This window comes from Halobellus captivus (assembly GCF_003697845.1).
Taxonomy (GTDB): domain Archaea; phylum Halobacteriota; class Halobacteria; order Halobacteriales; family Haloferacaceae; genus Halorubrum; species Halorubrum glutamatedens.
In genome coordinates this window covers 38,020-52,446 of the sequence record NZ_RDQE01000003.1, presented here as the reverse complement: position 1 = coordinate 52,446, position 14,427 = coordinate 38,020, and the positions used below count along the sequence as shown (strand labels likewise).

Annotated in this window: 17 protein-coding genes; 8 read left to right on the top strand and 9 right to left on the bottom strand. The window is 68.4% G+C overall.

Annotation, left to right across the window (positions count from 1 at the left end):
* Positions 1-16 precede the first annotated feature (16 nt).
* On the bottom strand, positions 17-3,076 hold the full coding sequence (locus tag EAO78_RS04065; protein ID WP_122104586.1) for an FAD-binding and (Fe-S)-binding domain-containing protein: 3,060 nt from the start codon (positions 3,074-3,076) through the stop codon (positions 17-19).
* 154 nt (positions 3,077-3,230) lie between these two features.
* On the opposite strand from EAO78_RS04065, the gene EAO78_RS04060 reads away from it, so the two are divergent.
* Together EAO78_RS04060 and EAO78_RS04055 are read left to right on the top strand one after the other, a co-directional pair.
* A complete protein-coding gene (locus EAO78_RS04060) occupies positions 3,231-4,283 on the top strand; it encodes a sodium:calcium antiporter (RefSeq protein WP_122104585.1) in 1,053 nt (350 codons plus the stop codon).
* Positions 4,284-4,369: 86 nt separating this feature from the next.
* The gene (locus EAO78_RS04055) at positions 4,370-4,675 is read left to right on the top strand and encodes a PRC-barrel domain-containing protein (RefSeq protein WP_122104584.1); all 306 of its coding nucleotides are present in this window, start codon (positions 4,370-4,372) and stop codon (positions 4,673-4,675) included.
* A 23-nt stretch (positions 4,676-4,698) separates the two neighbouring features.
* On the opposite strand, the gene EAO78_RS04050 is transcribed toward EAO78_RS04055, so the two are convergent.
* The 3 genes from EAO78_RS04050 to EAO78_RS04040 all read right to left on the bottom strand — a co-directional run bounded on the left by EAO78_RS04050 (position 4,699) and on the right by EAO78_RS04040 (position 6,201).
* Complete coding sequence (locus EAO78_RS04050; RefSeq protein ID WP_122104583.1) at positions 4,699-5,025, bottom strand: hypothetical protein; 327 nt, start codon at positions 5,023-5,025, stop codon at positions 4,699-4,701.
* 62 nt (positions 5,026-5,087) lie between these two features.
* On the bottom strand, positions 5,088-5,504 hold the full coding sequence (locus EAO78_RS04045) for an MPN domain-containing protein (RefSeq protein WP_122104582.1): 417 nt from the start codon (positions 5,502-5,504) through the stop codon (positions 5,088-5,090).
* A 7-nt stretch (positions 5,505-5,511) separates the two neighbouring features.
* Positions 5,512-6,201: a hypothetical protein gene (locus tag EAO78_RS04040; protein ID WP_122104819.1), complete on the bottom strand. Its 690-nt coding sequence runs from the start codon at positions 6,199-6,201 to the stop codon at positions 5,512-5,514.
* A gap of 158 nt (positions 6,202-6,359) precedes the next feature.
* Between EAO78_RS04040 and EAO78_RS04035 the strand changes: the two genes are divergently transcribed.
* Positions 6,360-6,866 (top strand): DUF3592 domain-containing protein, encoded by a 507-nt coding sequence (locus EAO78_RS04035; protein WP_122104581.1) that lies wholly within the window; start codon positions 6,360-6,362, stop codon positions 6,864-6,866.
* A gap of 155 nt (positions 6,867-7,021) precedes the next feature.
* On the opposite strand, the gene EAO78_RS04030 is transcribed toward EAO78_RS04035, so the two are convergent.
* The gene (locus EAO78_RS04030; RefSeq protein ID WP_122104580.1) at positions 7,022-7,582 is read right to left on the bottom strand and encodes a thioredoxin family protein; all 561 of its coding nucleotides are present in this window, start codon (positions 7,580-7,582) and stop codon (positions 7,022-7,024) included.
* A gap of 127 nt (positions 7,583-7,709) precedes the next feature.
* On the bottom strand, positions 7,710-8,177 hold the full coding sequence (locus EAO78_RS04025; protein WP_122104579.1) for a hypothetical protein: 468 nt from the start codon (positions 8,175-8,177) through the stop codon (positions 7,710-7,712).
* Between the two features lie 78 nt (positions 8,178-8,255).
* Between EAO78_RS04025 and EAO78_RS04020 the strand changes: the two genes are divergently transcribed.
* Complete coding sequence (locus EAO78_RS04020; RefSeq protein ID WP_122104578.1) at positions 8,256-8,453, top strand: hypothetical protein; 198 nt, start codon at positions 8,256-8,258, stop codon at positions 8,451-8,453.
* A 43-nt stretch (positions 8,454-8,496) separates the two neighbouring features.
* Here EAO78_RS04020 and EAO78_RS04015 read toward each other — a convergent pair whose 3' ends face one another.
* On the bottom strand, positions 8,497-8,895 hold the full coding sequence (locus EAO78_RS04015; protein WP_122104577.1) for an OsmC family protein: 399 nt from the start codon (positions 8,893-8,895) through the stop codon (positions 8,497-8,499).
* A gap of 75 nt (positions 8,896-8,970) precedes the next feature.
* The gene (locus EAO78_RS04010; RefSeq protein WP_122104576.1) at positions 8,971-9,696 is read right to left on the bottom strand and encodes a metal-dependent hydrolase; all 726 of its coding nucleotides are present in this window, start codon (positions 9,694-9,696) and stop codon (positions 8,971-8,973) included.
* A 208-nt stretch (positions 9,697-9,904) separates the two neighbouring features.
* On the opposite strand from EAO78_RS04010, the gene EAO78_RS04005 reads away from it, so the two are divergent.
* The 4 genes from EAO78_RS04005 (at position 9,905) to EAO78_RS03990 (ending at position 13,134) form a co-directional block, all read left to right on the top strand.
* A complete protein-coding gene (locus EAO78_RS04005; RefSeq protein ID WP_122104575.1) occupies positions 9,905-10,648 on the top strand; it encodes a fumarylacetoacetate hydrolase family protein in 744 nt (247 codons plus the stop codon).
* A 179-nt stretch (positions 10,649-10,827) separates the two neighbouring features.
* The gene (gene hisC / locus EAO78_RS04000) at positions 10,828-11,922 is read left to right on the top strand and encodes a histidinol-phosphate transaminase (RefSeq protein WP_122104574.1); all 1,095 of its coding nucleotides are present in this window, start codon (positions 10,828-10,830) and stop codon (positions 11,920-11,922) included.
* Positions 11,919-12,479 carry an adenylate kinase family protein gene (locus EAO78_RS03995; RefSeq protein WP_122104573.1) on the top strand — a complete coding sequence of 187 codons (561 nt, stop codon included), beginning with the start codon at positions 11,919-11,921 and terminating at the stop codon, positions 12,477-12,479. The genes hisC and EAO78_RS03995 overlap by 4 nt, the downstream gene beginning before the upstream one ends.
* 52 nt (positions 12,480-12,531) lie before the next feature.
* On the top strand, positions 12,532-13,134 hold the full coding sequence (locus tag EAO78_RS03990) for a CDP-alcohol phosphatidyltransferase family protein (RefSeq protein ID WP_122104572.1): 603 nt from the start codon (positions 12,532-12,534) through the stop codon (positions 13,132-13,134).
* 25 nt (positions 13,135-13,159) lie between these two features.
* Here EAO78_RS03990 and EAO78_RS03985 read toward each other — a convergent pair whose 3' ends face one another.
* Positions 13,160-14,338: a right-handed parallel beta-helix repeat-containing protein gene (locus tag EAO78_RS03985; RefSeq protein WP_122104571.1), complete on the bottom strand. Its 1,179-nt coding sequence runs from the start codon at positions 14,336-14,338 to the stop codon at positions 13,160-13,162.
* Between the last annotated feature and the right edge of the window lie 89 nt (positions 14,339-14,427).

Sequence of the window (14,427 nt, the reverse complement as noted above, 5' to 3'; positions counted from 1 at the left end):
TTCGACCGGGTTCCGACTACGCCAGCGCCGCCGCCAGCTTCTCGATCGGGTGTGGCGGCTCCTCGGCGGCGGCGTCCCGTTCCTTCAGTTGCGTGCTGCAGGACGCGCCGGGCGCGACGACGGCGTCAGCGTCGCTCCCGTCGACCTGGTCGAAGAGGTCCTCTCCGATCGCCTTGCTCATCGAGTAGTGCTCGGCCTCGTACCCGAACGAGCCGGCCATCCCACAGCAGGTGGTGTCGAGCGGCTCGACGCCGTAGCCGGCCCGCCGGAGCACGCCCACGGCGTGGTGGTCCTTCTTCGTGGCCTTCTGATGACAGTGGCCGTGATAGGCGAGCCGCTCGCCGGGTGCCTCGAAGGGGAGTCCGTCGTCGAGCCGGAGGGCGTCGATGTACTCCATGACGCCGAAGGTCCCCTCGGCGACCGCGGCGACGTCCTCGTCGGGCACGTCGCTGGCGTCGCCGCCGAGCAGGTCGGCGTAGTCGGACTGGAGCATGACGGCGTCGGTCGGCTCGACGACCACCACGTCCCATCCGGCGTGGACGTCGGGCGCGATCGTCTCGACGGTGTCGCGGGCGGTCGCGCGGGACTCGTCTATCAATCCCTTCGAGTGGGGCGGCCGCCCGCTCCCCTTCACGTCCGGAACCTTCACGTGGCAGTTCGCGGCCTCCAGCACGCGAACCGCGGCCTTGCCCGCTCCCGGGTTGGTGTAGGTGGTGTACACGTCGGGGAAGAGCAGCACCTCGCGGTCGGCCGCCTCGCGCGGGACGCCCGCGCCGCCGCGGGCCTCGAACCAGTCGACCAGGCTCTCCGAGCGGAACGTCGGGAGGTCGCGTTCGCGCGCGATTCCGAGCGTCTTCTCGAGGACGAGCCCCGCCCCGGGGAGCTTGCCGGGCAGGTTCGACAGCGGGGCGAACCTCGAGCCCAACGGCGCGAGGTCCTCGAACTTCCCGAGCAGCCGCGTCCGCAGGCTCGCGCCGTGCTCGTCGTGGTGGGCGTGTTCGACCTCGGCCTTCAGCTTCGCCATGTCGACGCCGCTCGGACAGTCCACCTTACACCCCTTACAGCCCACACAGAGGTCCATCACCTCGGTGACGAACTCGTCGTCCGTGGGGTCGTCGGGCAGTTCCCCGTTCATCGCGCCGCGAAGCATGTTGGCGCGGCCCCGCGTCGACTGGATCTCCTCCTCCGCGGCACGGAAGGTCGGGCACATCACGCCGCCCGTCGTCTCCTGGGGGCCGCGACAGCCGCCGCAGCCGTGACAGAGCTCGACCATCCCCTGCATCCCGTTGTCGACGTCCCACTGCATCGCGGGATCGAAGCCGGCGTCGAACTCGTAGTCGGCGTCGAACCGGAGGTTCTCGCGCATGTCGAAGTCGCCACAGACGTTCCCGGGGTTGAGAAGCCAGTCGGGATCGAAGGCGGTCTTCAACTCGCGGAACGTCTCCCAGAGGTCGTCGCCGTACAGCTTCCGGTTCCACTGCGTCCGTGCGTGGCCGTCCCCGTGTTCGCCGGAGACGGAGCCGCCGAGGCGGACGACCGCGTCGGTCACGCGATCGGCGATCTCGACCATCGTCTCCACCTCGTCGACCTGCTTCGTGTCGATCAGCGGCCTGACGTGGAGGACGCCCGGACCGGCGTGCGCGTAGAACGTCGCGAACGTGCCGGTGTCCTCGAGGATCTCCTGGAACTCGCGGGTGTACTCGGGGAGGTGTTCCGGCGGGATCGCACAGTCCTCGATGAAGGAGATGTGCTTGGCGTCGGAGGTCCGCGACAGCAGGATCGGCAGCCCCGATTTACGCATCTTCCAGAAGCGAGCGCGCTCCTCGTCGTCGTGTGCCTCCATGGCGTGGAGGGCCCGCCTGGGTTGGGCGGTCGTCTCCGCGGCGTCCGGGCTCGGGTCGGCGACGGTCTCCGCGCCGTCGACGCGGTCGGTGACGAGGTCCGCGACCTTCCGTCGCCCGGCCTCGTCGTCCTCCGCGTAGAACTCGACGAGGAGGACGGAGTCCGTTCCGTCGGGGAGCATGCCGACGACCTCCGCGAACTCGGGCGTGTCGGCCGCGAGTCCCAACAGCACGTCGTCCATCACCTCGACGGCAGCCGGGTCGTGTTCTAAGACCGGTGCGACGTCCTCCATCGCGTCGAGGAGGTCGTCGTAGGTGAGAAGCGCGACCGCCTTCGTCTCGGGGATCTCGACGAGCGAGACGGTCGCCTCGGTCACCGTCGCGAGCGTCCCCTCGCTGCCGGCGATCAGCCGGCCGAGGTTGACGACGCCCGCCTCGCCGTACTCGCCGCGGTACTCCGCGAGAAGCCGGTCGAGGTTGTAGCCGGAGACGTTGCGTTTCATCTCCGGGAACCGGTCGTCGACGGCGTCGGCCTCCTCGTCGATGATCCGGACGATCTCGGCGTGGATCCGCGGGAGCAGGTCGTCGCTCTCGGGGTCGGCGGACTCGCGGAGGTCGTCGACCGCGACCTCCCCGAAGGTCGTGACGGTCCCGTCCGCGAGCACGACCTCGAGCTCCTCGACGTAGTGGTCGGTCTTCCCGTACTTCAGCGAGTGCGAACCGGTGGAGTTGTTGCCGATCGCGCCGCCGACCGCGGACTTGTCGCGCCAGGCGGGGTCGGGCGCGAACTTCAGGCCGTGCGGCTCGACAGCCGCGTTGAGGTCGCCGACGTACGCGCCGGCCTCAACGCGGGCGGTTCGTGCCTCGGGGTCGGCGTCGAGGACGGAGTCCATCGCCTTGGAGAAGTCGAGAACGACCGCCTCGTTCACGGTCTGGCCGGCGAGCGAGGTGCCGCCGCCGCGCGGCAACACCGGTATGCCCTCCTCGAAGCAGTACTCGTGGACCGCGGCCACGTCCGCGGTCGACTCCGGGAGGACGACGCCGATCGGCGTCACCTCGTAGGCGGAGGCGTCGGTCGCGTACAGTCGGCGCGAGTAGTCGTCGAACCGCACGTCCCCCTCGACGCGCCGGTCGAGCGCGTCGACGAGGTCGGGGCGTTCGACCTCCCCGCCGGTGTACTCGAAATTCCCCCCGTCCCGCGGGTCGGGGTCCGACCCGCCAGAGTGTGTTGCCATGCGGTTCCCTCTCGCTCCGATCGACAAAAGTCCCTCGGGGACGGCGAGCGCCTCGACCTGACGATCGGGTGACTGGACGGCTGACATCGACGGGACGACCGGACGGACGACACCGGTGGTTTCATCGGCGCACTCGTCGATCCTCGACCAAGCGATGGCCCTCGGAGGCGCCCTTCCCGACACCACGGCCGTGAACGTCCTCGTGGTCGTCGCCGCGAGCGGGCTGATCTGGCTCGGCAGCGGGTGGCTCGAGGAGGCCGCGGAGGGGCTCTCGACGCACTACGGCCTGCCGCCGGTCGTCCAGGGAACGGTCGTCGTCGCGGTCGGATCGAGCTTCCCCGAGTTCGCGAGCGTGGTCGTCACCGCGCTCGCCGGCGTCTTCGACATGGGTGTCGGGGCGATCGTCGGCTCCGCGATCTTCAACGTTCTCGTCGTCCCCGCGCTCTCGGCGCTCGCGACCGCGGACGACCTCGACTCGAGTCGGACGATCGTGTACAAGGAGGCGCAGTTCTACATGCTCGCGGTCTCCGTGCTCGTCATCACCTTCGCGCTCGCGGTCATCTACGAGCCGGTGGCCGTCGGGACGGGCGGGACGGGCGGAGGCAGCCTGACCGGGTCGATAACCCGTCCGCTCGCGGTGGTCCCGCTCTTCGTCTACGGGCTCTACCTGTTCATCCAGTGGCAGGACACGGGCGACTACGAGGCCGAGTCCGGGGGGGCGGACGCCGCCCCGCTCCGCGAGTGGGGGAAGCTGGCCGCCGGTCTCCTCCTCATCCTCGTGAGCGTCGAGGCGATGGTGTCGGCCATCGAGTCGCTCGGACACACGTTCGGGATCCCCGAGTTCCTCGCCGGAATGACGATCATCGCGGCGGCGACGAGCCTCCCCGACACGCTCGTTAGCGTTCGGTCCGCCCGCGACGACAACAGCGCGACGAGCCTGGGCAACGTCCTCGGGTCGAACACCTTCGACCTGCTCGTGGTCATCCCCGTCGGCGTGCTCATCGTCGGAGCGGTTCCGGTGGACTTCTCGACGGCCGTGCCGATGTTCGCCGTCCTCACGCTCGCGACGGTCCTGCTCTTCGGGACGCTCCGGACGGGTCTGTCCTTGACGACCCTCGAGGCGTACGCCCTGCTCGCCACGTACGGCGTCTTCGTGGCGTGGGTCGTCGCCGAGACGGCCGGCGTGACGCGGATCCTCCCGGCCTGATCCCGAGGCGAACGAGGGGAGTCCGCGTCAGACGGACGTCGTTCGACAACGAACGCTTAATAGGCGCGCTCGTGACCGTATCGGACATGAACGCTGCTCCCGAGGAGATCACGTCCCTTGTCGGCAGAGAGGTGTACTCGAACAACGGCGTCTTCGTCGGCGAGGTGGAGGACGTCCGCCTCGATCTCGACACGCAGTCGGTGACCGGGCTGGCGCTGGCCGAACTCAATCACGAGCTGTTCGCCGGACGCGTCGACGGGAACACCGGCGTGATCGTCCCCTACCGCTGGGTTCGCGCGGTCGGCGACGTGGTGCTCATCAACGACATCATCGAGCGTCTCGAGACCGGTACGGACGAGCCGGAGGTCGAGACGGAACAGCAGGCGACCTAGATCGGGACCTCACGAGTCCCGACTCAGAAGGGAAGCGCGTTTCGGAGCCCGTCGAGGAACCCGCGGCCGCCCCGCCGTGCCTCGTCGAAGACGGGATACAGCGCGTCGAGCAGTTCCGTCTCGTTCTCGAACTCCGACTTCTGGAGCTCCTCCAGCGCCGCCGCCAGCTCGATCGTCCGTCCCTTCGAGTCGTAGGGGATCTCCGGGTGGTCGAGCGCGCGGACGATCTCCCGACTCGTCGCGGGAAACGCGAGGTCCGATTCCCCGATCCGGGCGTCGAGCGCGGCGATTCCGAACTCGATCGCCTCCGGTTCCGCGGACCCGCCGTCGCCTGGTGGGCGTGCTGCCATCGCCGTCTCGTAGCCGCTCGGTCGTCTTTAAACTCGGGTTTGTGGGGCGGGAAGGGCCGGAGTCACTCCGGAATCGATTCCTTCGGCGGGGTCGCGTCGAGGACGACCAGCTCGATCCCGTCGCCGGCGCGGTCGAATGCGGCGACGCCGTCGTCGTCGTACGGCGGGACGGCGACGAGGACGACCGCCGCGAGGTCGTCGGTCTTCGACAGTTCGAGCCGACCGGTCGGATGCGAGAGGAACCGTGCGCCGCCCCGACCCGCCGGCGTTCCGAGGTCGACGCCGAACACCGCGTTCACCGACCCGCCGACCCCTCCGAGCGTGAAGTGCGTCAGGACGGGCGTCTCCGGGTCCAGTCCGAGCTCCGCGTCGAACTCCCTCGCACGGGTGGCCGACAGGCGGAGGTTCACGGCGGTCGGGTCGTGCTCGGCGGCGTGGTCGAGGAGCACCGTCAGCAGGTCGCGAGTGACGTGGATCACGAGCCGCTCAGATCCCGAGGGCGGACCGGAGCGTCCTGAGGTAGAGTCCGGGGGCCTTCCGTCGGGACCCCGCGAGCGCGTCCTCGACCGCCGTACCGGCGTCCTCGAGGACGCCTACGCCGTGACCGACGAGGACGCGGTCGGGATCGAGCCCGGAGAGGACCGTTCGCGGCGGCGTGAACCGGAGCATCGGATGGACGCCGAGCCGTTCGCGGTCCCCTCGAAAGTACGACGCCGAGCCGAGCGACTCGGGGACCACGAGCGTCTCCCCGTCGAAGAGGCCGACCTCCTGCCAGGGCGGCACCGTGGAGTCGCGGATCCGGATCGACTCGAAGCCGGTGTCGGCCAGCCGGCGGCCGAACCGGCGCACTTGGCCGTCGACGCCGTCGGCGACGCCCGACATCCACTCGGGGACGTAGACGGGGACGTCGTGACGGGTCGCGATCGTCTCGGCGTCGCGTTCGTGCCGGTCCAGCCCGACGACGACGCCCGCGACCGATCCGAACTCCGCGAGCAGGTCGTCGACGCCCGGCGCGTCGACCGGGTCGATCACCCACACGTCGTCGTCGCCCTCCTCGTTCGGCACCGCGAGCGCGTGGCTCGCACGCTCCATCGATTCGTCCGGATACGCGATCCAGCCCACGCCGCGGTCGAAGCGGTCGATCTCGTGGAGCTCCGCCTCGCCGGCCTCCTTCATTCCCATGGGATCCCTTCGGGCGGGAACCATTTCAACCCACGCCGGGGTGGAGCCACCGGGCACGAACCGCCGATCCGAGTCACGGTAAGCGGACCGCCAGTCGAGGCAGGTGGTCGCGTTCCGACAGTCATTTCATGGAACGCGGATCACCGGCCTCCATGTCCCCGAACGACGGTATCACCCTCGCCGGAAGAGAGATCGACCCCGTCCGCGGCGGCCTGCTGTTCCTCGTCGCCGGGATGGCGCTCGCCGGCTACGGCGGGTACGATCACCTCCAACAACAGCAGGCGATCGAGACCGCGGAACCCGTCGAGGCGACGGTCCTCGAGACCGACGTCGACGCCACGAGTTCGGCCTCGAGCCCGGACGCGGACTACTACCCGTTCGTCCGCTACGAGTACGCGTACGGAGGGAAGACGTACACCGCGACCGGCGTGTATCCGGCGTCGGTACGGCGGTCGTACGACACGCGATCGGGAGCCGGGAAGGTGGTCGACGACTACGAGGCCGGCGAGACGGTCACCGCGTACGTGACGCCCGATGCGCCGGAGGACGCGTTCCTCAGAAGGGAGCGGTCCAACGCCCCGTTCGTCGCGATCGGGATCGGTGCGGTACTCGCGCTTCTGGGCGGACGATCCGCCCTCCGTGGAAGACGTACGTCCTGATCGATCGCGACGCGTCGCGATCGAGCGCAAGGGACCGCAGTCGAGCGTAACGGCCCATAGTCGAGCGCGACCCATCGCAGTCGGTTACGGTTCGACGATCCGCGCGGGGGACCCGATGTTCGGGAGCGTCCTCGCTCATCGATCCGGGTGTGGCCTCACTCGTCGGGCCACTTGATCGAACAGCCACGCGACGGCCGGTCCGGGTGTGGGACCTCCTCGCCCGCGAGCACCGCCTCGACCGCGTCCCGGACGTAGAACTCCGTCGGCTCGTCGTCGGGGTTCAACGCGTCGTCGAGCCGGCCGTGATAGCGGAGCCGCCACTCGCCGTCCTCGCGCCCGAACAGGAACGGGTCGGGGGTACACACCGCGCCGTAGGCCGCCGCGACCTCCGCGGTCTCGTCACGGAGGTACGCGTCGTAGGCGATCGTCCCGTCGGCGACCCGCTCACGCATGGCCTCGAAGGAGTCGTCGGGGTACTCCGTCTCGTCGTTCGGGTTGATCCCGACAACCGCGAGGTCGTCGTACTCGGCGGCGAGGTCGTTCAGGAGGTCGAACTTCGCCTTCGCGTACGGACAGTGGTTACAGGTGAACACCACGAGCAGGGCGTCTCTCTCGAAGTCCTCCAGCGCGTGCGTCTCGTCGTCGGTTCCGGGTAGCTCGAAGTCGGGCGCTGTATCGCCCCGATCGAGTTCGGAGTCGGATTCCATCGCGACCATGTGCGACGGTAGCTTCGCCGGATGCAAAGTCGTTCCGGGCGGCGCGCTCCGGACGGGAGATCCCGGCGGGACACGCCGGCCGAGAGACGCCGGGTGGGACACGTGTCCCTCGGGGCGTTCATGCCCCCTACTGTCCCACCGTCGACACGTGAACCGCCGCGGTCACGAGGAGCCACCCGACCGCGCACGCGACGGCGACCGCGAGGAGAACCGAGAGGTCGTGGACGACGCCCGCGACCGCCGACAGCGTCGCAACGTCGACACCGAACGGGATCCCATCGAGACCGGCCGCCGCGTCGGGGGCGAACCGTCGCCCGGCCGACCCGATCCGGATCCCGACGGCCGCGATCATCGCCGCCGGCGTGACCGCCGAGAGGACGCGTGCCCAACGGTCGGAGCCGTACGGACCGAAACCCGATCGGTCACGGGACCCGTCCCGAGGGTTCCCGCCGCGCTCGGCGGAACCGATCGACCCGATCGAGCCAACCGGATCGAGGGCGAGATCCGTCGATCGGTCATCCATCCCGTCGAGATCGGTACGTCCCTCCTCGTCTCCGCCGCTCCGAGCACCCGTTCCGTATCCGTTCGATGGCATACGCCCGGTGGCCGCGATATCGTACATAAACGTGGGGTCCCGGACGGGGTTTATATCGAGGGTGGACGTACCGCCGGTATGGCGAGGGCCGAGCCGAGCTACCGGACCCTACGACTTTTGTGTGCGAACGCGGCCGGTATGGTCGGGTTCCTCGCGGCGTACGTCGTCGCCCGCGAACCCGGCGTCGCCGCCGTCGCGGCGGTCGTCCTCGGCGTCATCGGCTACGTCGCTTCCAGCGTCCTCGTCGACTACGCGTCGAGCGGAACGAAGGAGTGACGCGGAGCGTCTCGGAGAAGGCTGTTCGTCGGGTCGGTCCGACTCAGAACGCGCCCGAGTGGACGTTGATCTCGGCGCGGAGCTCCTCACGGAGCGCCGAGTGGACGTGACAGATGTCCTCCCCGCGGGCGACGATCTCCTCCGCGGTCTCGTCGTCGAGGTCGGCCTCGACGTGGAGGTCGAAGACGATGGACTCGAGGTCGTCGTCCTCGTCGAGCTCGGCGCTCGCGTCGATCTGGAGCCTTCCGAGGTCGTCCTCGCCGCGCTGGCCGCCGCCGACGCGGAAGGCGGGGATGTAACAGGAGGCGTACGTCGCGACGAGCGCGGTGTTCGGGTTCGGGCCGGTCTCGTCGGTCGCGTCGATCTGGAGGTCGAAGTCGCCGACCTGGCTCGTACATGCGTAACCCTCCTCACAGACGGTAGTGGTCTCGATGTCGGACATGTCGTCTCCGAGGTGGGCTCCCGCGGGCCTAAAGCTTCCTATACGGGCCGTTTCGAGGGGCGGGTCCGCCCCGTCTCAGGGCTCGAGCGTGTAGGTCTCGTCGCCCTCCAGGATCACGGGTTCGGCGGCCGCGCCCGCGGCTTTCACCTCGTTGACGAACTCCGGCGTCTCGATCTCGATCGGCGGGAACGTGTCGTAGTGCATCGGGAACACCACGTCGGCACCCACCCAGTCGGCGGCGATTCCCGCTCCCGCGGGCCCCATCGTGAAGTGATCGCCGGCCGGCAACGCGGCCGCGTCCGGCTCGAGGTACGGCGCGATCACGTCGACCATCTCGGACATCAGTCCGGTGTCGCCGGCGTGGTAGAACGTCGTACAGTCGGGATCCGACTCCTGGGTCGGCTTCTTGTCGCCGATCACGAAGCCGCCGGGCATCCCCGCGGAGGTGCCGTAGCCGGTGTCGATCCCGTTCGAGTGGTCCGCACGGACCATCGTCACCCACGCGTCGCCGCACTCGACGGTGCCGCCGATGTTCATCCCCATGCCGCCGACGGCGTCCTCGTGGCCGAAGGTGTCCTGGATGTACCCCGTCAGCTCGGGGGTGGCGACGACCGTCGCGCCCTCGTAGCGGTCCACGTCGGCGATGTGGTCGGCGTGGCCGTGCGTCAGGAGGAGGTAGTCCGGGTCGAGCTCCTCGGGATCGACGTCCGTCTTCGGGTTGTCGAAGAACGGATCGATCAGTAGTTCGGTCTCGTCGACGACGACGTGCCACGTCGAGTGGCCGTGCCAAGTGAGCTCCATTGCGGTCGATACGTCTCGGCGAGCCGTAATAAAACACGACGCCGCGGATCCGTCTTCCGCGGTCGACGACGCTCCGAGGTGAGCCGAGGGACCGCGGAGATGCCGGTCCGGGAAGGACCGGAACGGCCGGTTCGTCCGATGATCCGGTTCCGTCGGCAACAACGGAGCCATCCCTGAAGGTTATAACCGTCACATTCGATTGCACGGTATGCACTACGCACGGTTCCGCGACCCGGCCGGTTCGATCCGCAAAGGACGCTACGACCCCGAGACCGAGACGGTCGCGTTCGGCGACGACGTGTACGACTTCGACGACCCCGAGATCGACGTACTGCCGCCGGTCGATCCCTCAAAGATCGTCTGTATCGGTCGCAACTACGCCGAACACGCCGCCGAGCTCGGGAACGACGTCCCGGACCGACCGCTGCTCTTCTTGAAGGGACCGAACGCGCTCGCGGGCCACGGCGACACCGTCACCGCCCCCGAGGGGAAAGACCGGATCGACTGGGAGGCGGAGTTCGTCGTCGTGATCGGCGAGTCGTGCAAGGACGTCGCCGCCGAGGACGCGATGGACGTCGTCGAGGGGTTCACCTGTATGAACGACGTCTCGAACCGGGACGATCAGAACCGCGAACAGAACTGGGTGCGCGGGAAGGCGTTCGACAACTCCGCCCCGCTTGGCCCGGTCGTCGCGACGCCCGACGAGGTGCCCGACGAGGCGAGCGTCGAACTCCACGTGAACGGCGAGCAGAAACAGGACGGCCATCTCGGCCAGCTGATCTTCGACGTGCCGACGCTGATCGAGGAGATCACGACGTACCTGACCCTGGAGGAGGGCGACGTGATCGCCACGGGTACACCGGACGGCGTCGGGCCGCTCTCGGACGGGGACACGGTCGAGGTGACCGTCGAGGGCGTCGGAACCCTCGAACACGACGTGCGGATCCCCTGAATCGAGGACGGCTCGGTCCGGATCCGCGATCGGGTCGGACTCGATTCGGATCCGGGCCGACCCCGACGTCGTCGTGAGTGCGGACCGATCGCACACCACGTTTCCGGTGAATCGGTTCGCGTCCTTCCGAACCGTCGCGTTCGATCACGCTTAAGGCCGGCCGCGGTCGACACACGGGCATGCAACCACGGGACCTCTCGGATCACTCCCCGTACGTGCCCGGAAGGGGCGTCGAGGAGGTCGCCCGCGACCTCGGGATCGACCGGTCGGAGCTGATCAAACTCTCCTCGAACGAGAACCCCCACGGGCCGAGCCCCGCGGCCGTCGAGGCGATCCGCGAGCACGCGGACCGGGTGAACGTCTACCCGAAGTCCTCGCACGCCGACCTCACCGCTCGCATCGCCGAGGAGTGGGACGTGACGCCCGAGCAGGTGTGGGTCTCGCCGGGAGCCGACGGCTCGATCGACTACCTCTCGCGGGCCGCGCTGGAGCCGGACGACCGGGTGTTGGTCCCCGACCCCGGCTTCGCGTACTACGCGATGTCGGCGCGATACCACCACGCCGGCGTCGAGACGTACCCCCTCTCGATCGACGACGGGTTCGCCCAGACCGCGGAGCGCGTGCTGAGCGCGTACGGCGGCGAGCGGATCGTCTACCTCACCTCGCCGCACAACCCGTCCGGCTCCGTGATCCCCCTCGCGGAGGTCGAGACGATCGCGGACGCGACCGCCGAGGAGACGCTCGTCGTCGTCGACGAGGCCTACGGGGAGTTCGCCGACGTCGACAGCGCGATCCCGCTCGTGAACGACCGGGACGACGTCGCCGTCCTCCGGACGTTCTCGAAGGCGTACGGCCTCGCCGGTCTCCGGATCGGCTACAGCGTCGTCCCCGAGGAGTGGGGGGAGGCGTACGCCCGCGTGAACACCCCGTTCGCGGCGAGCGAGCTGGCGTGTCGGGCCGCGCTGGCCGCGCTCGACGATCCGGATCACGTCGAGGAGTCCGTCGAGACCGCGCGATGGGCTCGCGGGTACATCGCCGGAGAGCTCGACGCCGAGACGTTCGACTCCGCGGGCAACTTCGTGCTCGCACGGGTCGGCGACGGAACCGTGGTCGCCGAGGCCGCCCAGGAACGGGGAGTCATCATCAGGAACTGTACCTCCTTCGGATTGCCGGAGTGCGTGCGGATCTCCACCGGAACACGCGAGGACACGAGGGAAGCGGTCGACCGGCTCAACGGTGTGCTCGCGGACCTCGAACTCGGTGCCAAAGCGTGACCGAGGACCGTCACGACCCGTCGAACGGGGACGTTCCCGCTCGCGTCGCCGTCACCGGCACGCCCGGAACCGGCAAGTCGACGGCGACCGCCCTGCTCGAAGGCGAGTACGACGTGATCCATCTCAACGACCGGATCAAGGGAAACGAGGACCTCTGGACCGAGCGCGACGCGGACCGCGACACCCTCGTGGCCGACCTCGACGCCGTCGCCGATCACCTCGGCGGCTGGACCGGCGTGCTCGACTCGCACCTCGCACACCATTTCGCGGTCGACCGCGTCGTCGTCCTCCGATGTCACCCCGAAACGGTCGAAAAGCGGCTCCGCGATCGGGGAGAATCGGCGGCGACCGCGGCGGAGAACGCCGAGTCGGAGGCGCTCGACGTGATCCTCTCGGAGGCGGTCTCGACGCACGGGATGGAGAACGTCTACGAGGTCGACACGACGGACCGAGCACCCGATGCCGTCGCCGACGCGATCCGCGAGGCGATCGAGGGGAACGTCGAGCCGAGCGCCGGAACCGTCGACTTCACCGACTACGTAGGAGATCGTTTATGAGTCGAGCGGGAGTTCGGGACGGACGAACGATGGCTTCGGAGGGGATCCTCGCGTGACGCTGGATCGGTTCCGGTCGGTCGCCGACCGCCTGCTCGGCCCGTGGGTGAGCGCCGCCGACCGGCTCGGACTCTCGCCCGACCAGGTGAGCGTGCTCGCGTTCGGTGCGGCCCTCCTCGCCGCCGGGGCGTTCGCGGTCGCGGACCCCGCGTTCTACGTTTTGGGGTCGCTCCTCGTGTTGCTCAACGGGTGGCTCGACCTCGTCGACGGCGCGCTCGCCCGCGAACAGGAGATCGCGTCGGACGGAGGGGACCTCCTGGACCACGTCCTCGACCGCTACGCCGACATCGCCGTCATCGCGGGCTTCACCGCCGGGATCGACGCGTACGCCCTCGGATTTCTCGCGGTGACCGGCGTGCTGATGACGTCGTACATGGGGACGCAGATCCAGGCGGTCGGGATCGGCCGCGAGTACGGCGGGCTGCTCGGACGGGCGGACCGGCTCGCGCTGATGGGGATCGTCGGCGTCGTCGCCGCGATTCACTCCGCTCCGATCGTCGCCAACGTGAACGTCGTCGGCCTGCTTCTCGCCCTCTTCGCCGCCGTCGGTCACCTGACCGCGCTCCAGCGGTTCTTCGGCGCGTGGCGGGACCTGTGACATCAGAGGGCGGATCGGGTCGTGCTCAGCAGACGAGGTTGTTCGCGAACCGATTGTCGTCGCCGCCGTCGACCAGTTGTTCGCCGTCGTTCCCGCAGACGTAGTTTCTCGTGATTCCGCTGTCGTCGGCAGCGATGACGAGTCCGTCGCCGCCGTTGGCTGTGACGTTGTTCTTCCGGAACGGGAAGCCGCTCCCGTCGAGAACGACGCCGCCGGCGTCGTTACCTGTCGCCCGGTTGAACTTGACCTTGGAACCGTCAGACTCAACGCGGAACCCGCCACCGCCGTTCGAGACGGCGACGTTCCGGAGGCAGTCACGGTCGATCCTGATATCGAATCCGATCCCGTCGTTCGACATCGCGGCGTTCTTCGTGAACGTTCCGACCGACGCGTTGACGCCGTCACCCCCGTTTCCGACGAACGTGTTCCCGCTCACGCTGGCTACCCTTGAGTCGGTACTCAACCCGTGACTTCCGTTCCCGATGATTACGTTGCCACTGAGCACCGGTTTCAGATCGTGTGTATCCTCCAGATAGATCCCCGCCCCGTCAGCGTTCGTGACGTAGTTGTCCACGAACCGTATCCGCCCGTCGAACGAGTTCGTCACCGCCACCTGGATTCCCGGCCCGCGCGTTCGTCCCAGGACGAAGTTGTTCGACAGCCTGTGGGAGCCCATCAGGTCGTCGTCGAATCGTATTCCTGCCGCGACGTTCCGCGCGAACACGTTCTCGGATTGGTTCTCGAAGAGCCGTATGAGCCCAGCTACCGTGTTATCGACCGCACGTACACCGAAGGCGGACTCGCTTTCAAACCCCTGTATGACGTTGTTCCTGAGGACCAGTCCGTCCAGTTCGTCGACGCCGACGCTTCCGTCCGGAAGGTGGAGATTCCGAAGCGTGAGGTCCGTGATGACGGCCCCAAGATAAGAGCCGCCGCCGACGCCACCGCCCGTGATGGTGTAGCCGTTACCGTCGACGGTCACGTTCTCGACGCCGGGCCTGATCCGGACTCGCCCGTCGAAGTCGGCGGTCTGAACGAACGTCGTTCCCGAGTCGTCCGGCGTGATAGTGATCGTCTCGTCGAACTCGACCGTGTCGCCAGCCGAACTCGCCGTCCCGACAAGTCCGACCGACGCGCCGACGCCGATCGCGCTCGCTTTCAGTACCTCTCTCCTCGAACTGTCGACCGTGAACGGCTCAAACATGTTAATATATTAAGATAGTAATATTACACATAGTTATTAAGTCGTTAACCTCTCGATCAGGAGGCGGCGTACAGAGCAGACCACCGCGG

Coding starts and splice junctions, on each gene's coding strand:
- EAO78_RS04040 (WP_122104819.1), bottom strand. CDS start 6,201: ATGAAGGAGGCCGGCGAGGCGGAGCTCCACGAGATCGACCGCTTCGAC.
- EAO78_RS04035 (WP_122104581.1), top strand. CDS start 6,360: ATGTCCCCGAACGACGGTATCACCCTCGCCGGAAGAGAGATCGACCCC.
- hisC (WP_122104574.1), top strand. CDS start 10,828: ATGCAACCACGGGACCTCTCGGATCACTCCCCGTACGTGCCCGGAAGG.
- EAO78_RS04010 (WP_122104576.1), bottom strand. CDS start 9,696: ATGGAGCTCACTTGGCACGGCCACTCGACGTGGCACGTCGTCGTCGAC.
- EAO78_RS04005 (WP_122104575.1), top strand. CDS start 9,905: ATGCACTACGCACGGTTCCGCGACCCGGCCGGTTCGATCCGCAAAGGA.
- EAO78_RS04060 (WP_122104585.1), top strand. CDS start 3,231: ATGGCCCTCGGAGGCGCCCTTCCCGACACCACGGCCGTGAACGTCCTC.
- EAO78_RS04050 (WP_122104583.1), bottom strand. CDS start 5,025: ATGGCAGCACGCCCACCAGGCGACGGCGGGTCCGCGGAACCGGAGGCG.
- EAO78_RS04065 (WP_122104586.1), bottom strand. CDS start 3,076: ATGGCAACACACTCTGGCGGGTCGGACCCCGACCCGCGGGACGGGGGG.
- EAO78_RS03985 (WP_122104571.1), bottom strand. CDS start 14,338: ATGTTTGAGCCGTTCACGGTCGACAGTTCGAGGAGAGAGGTACTGAAA.
- EAO78_RS04020 (WP_122104578.1), top strand. CDS start 8,256: ATGGCGAGGGCCGAGCCGAGCTACCGGACCCTACGACTTTTGTGTGCG.
- EAO78_RS04025 (WP_122104579.1), bottom strand. CDS start 8,177: ATGCCATCGAACGGATACGGAACGGGTGCTCGGAGCGGCGGAGACGAG.
- EAO78_RS04015 (WP_122104577.1), bottom strand. CDS start 8,895: ATGTCCGACATCGAGACCACTACCGTCTGTGAGGAGGGTTACGCATGT.
- EAO78_RS04055 (WP_122104584.1), top strand. CDS start 4,370: ATGAACGCTGCTCCCGAGGAGATCACGTCCCTTGTCGGCAGAGAGGTG.
- EAO78_RS04030 (WP_122104580.1), bottom strand. CDS start 7,582: ATGGTCGCGATGGAATCCGACTCCGAACTCGATCGGGGCGATACAGCG.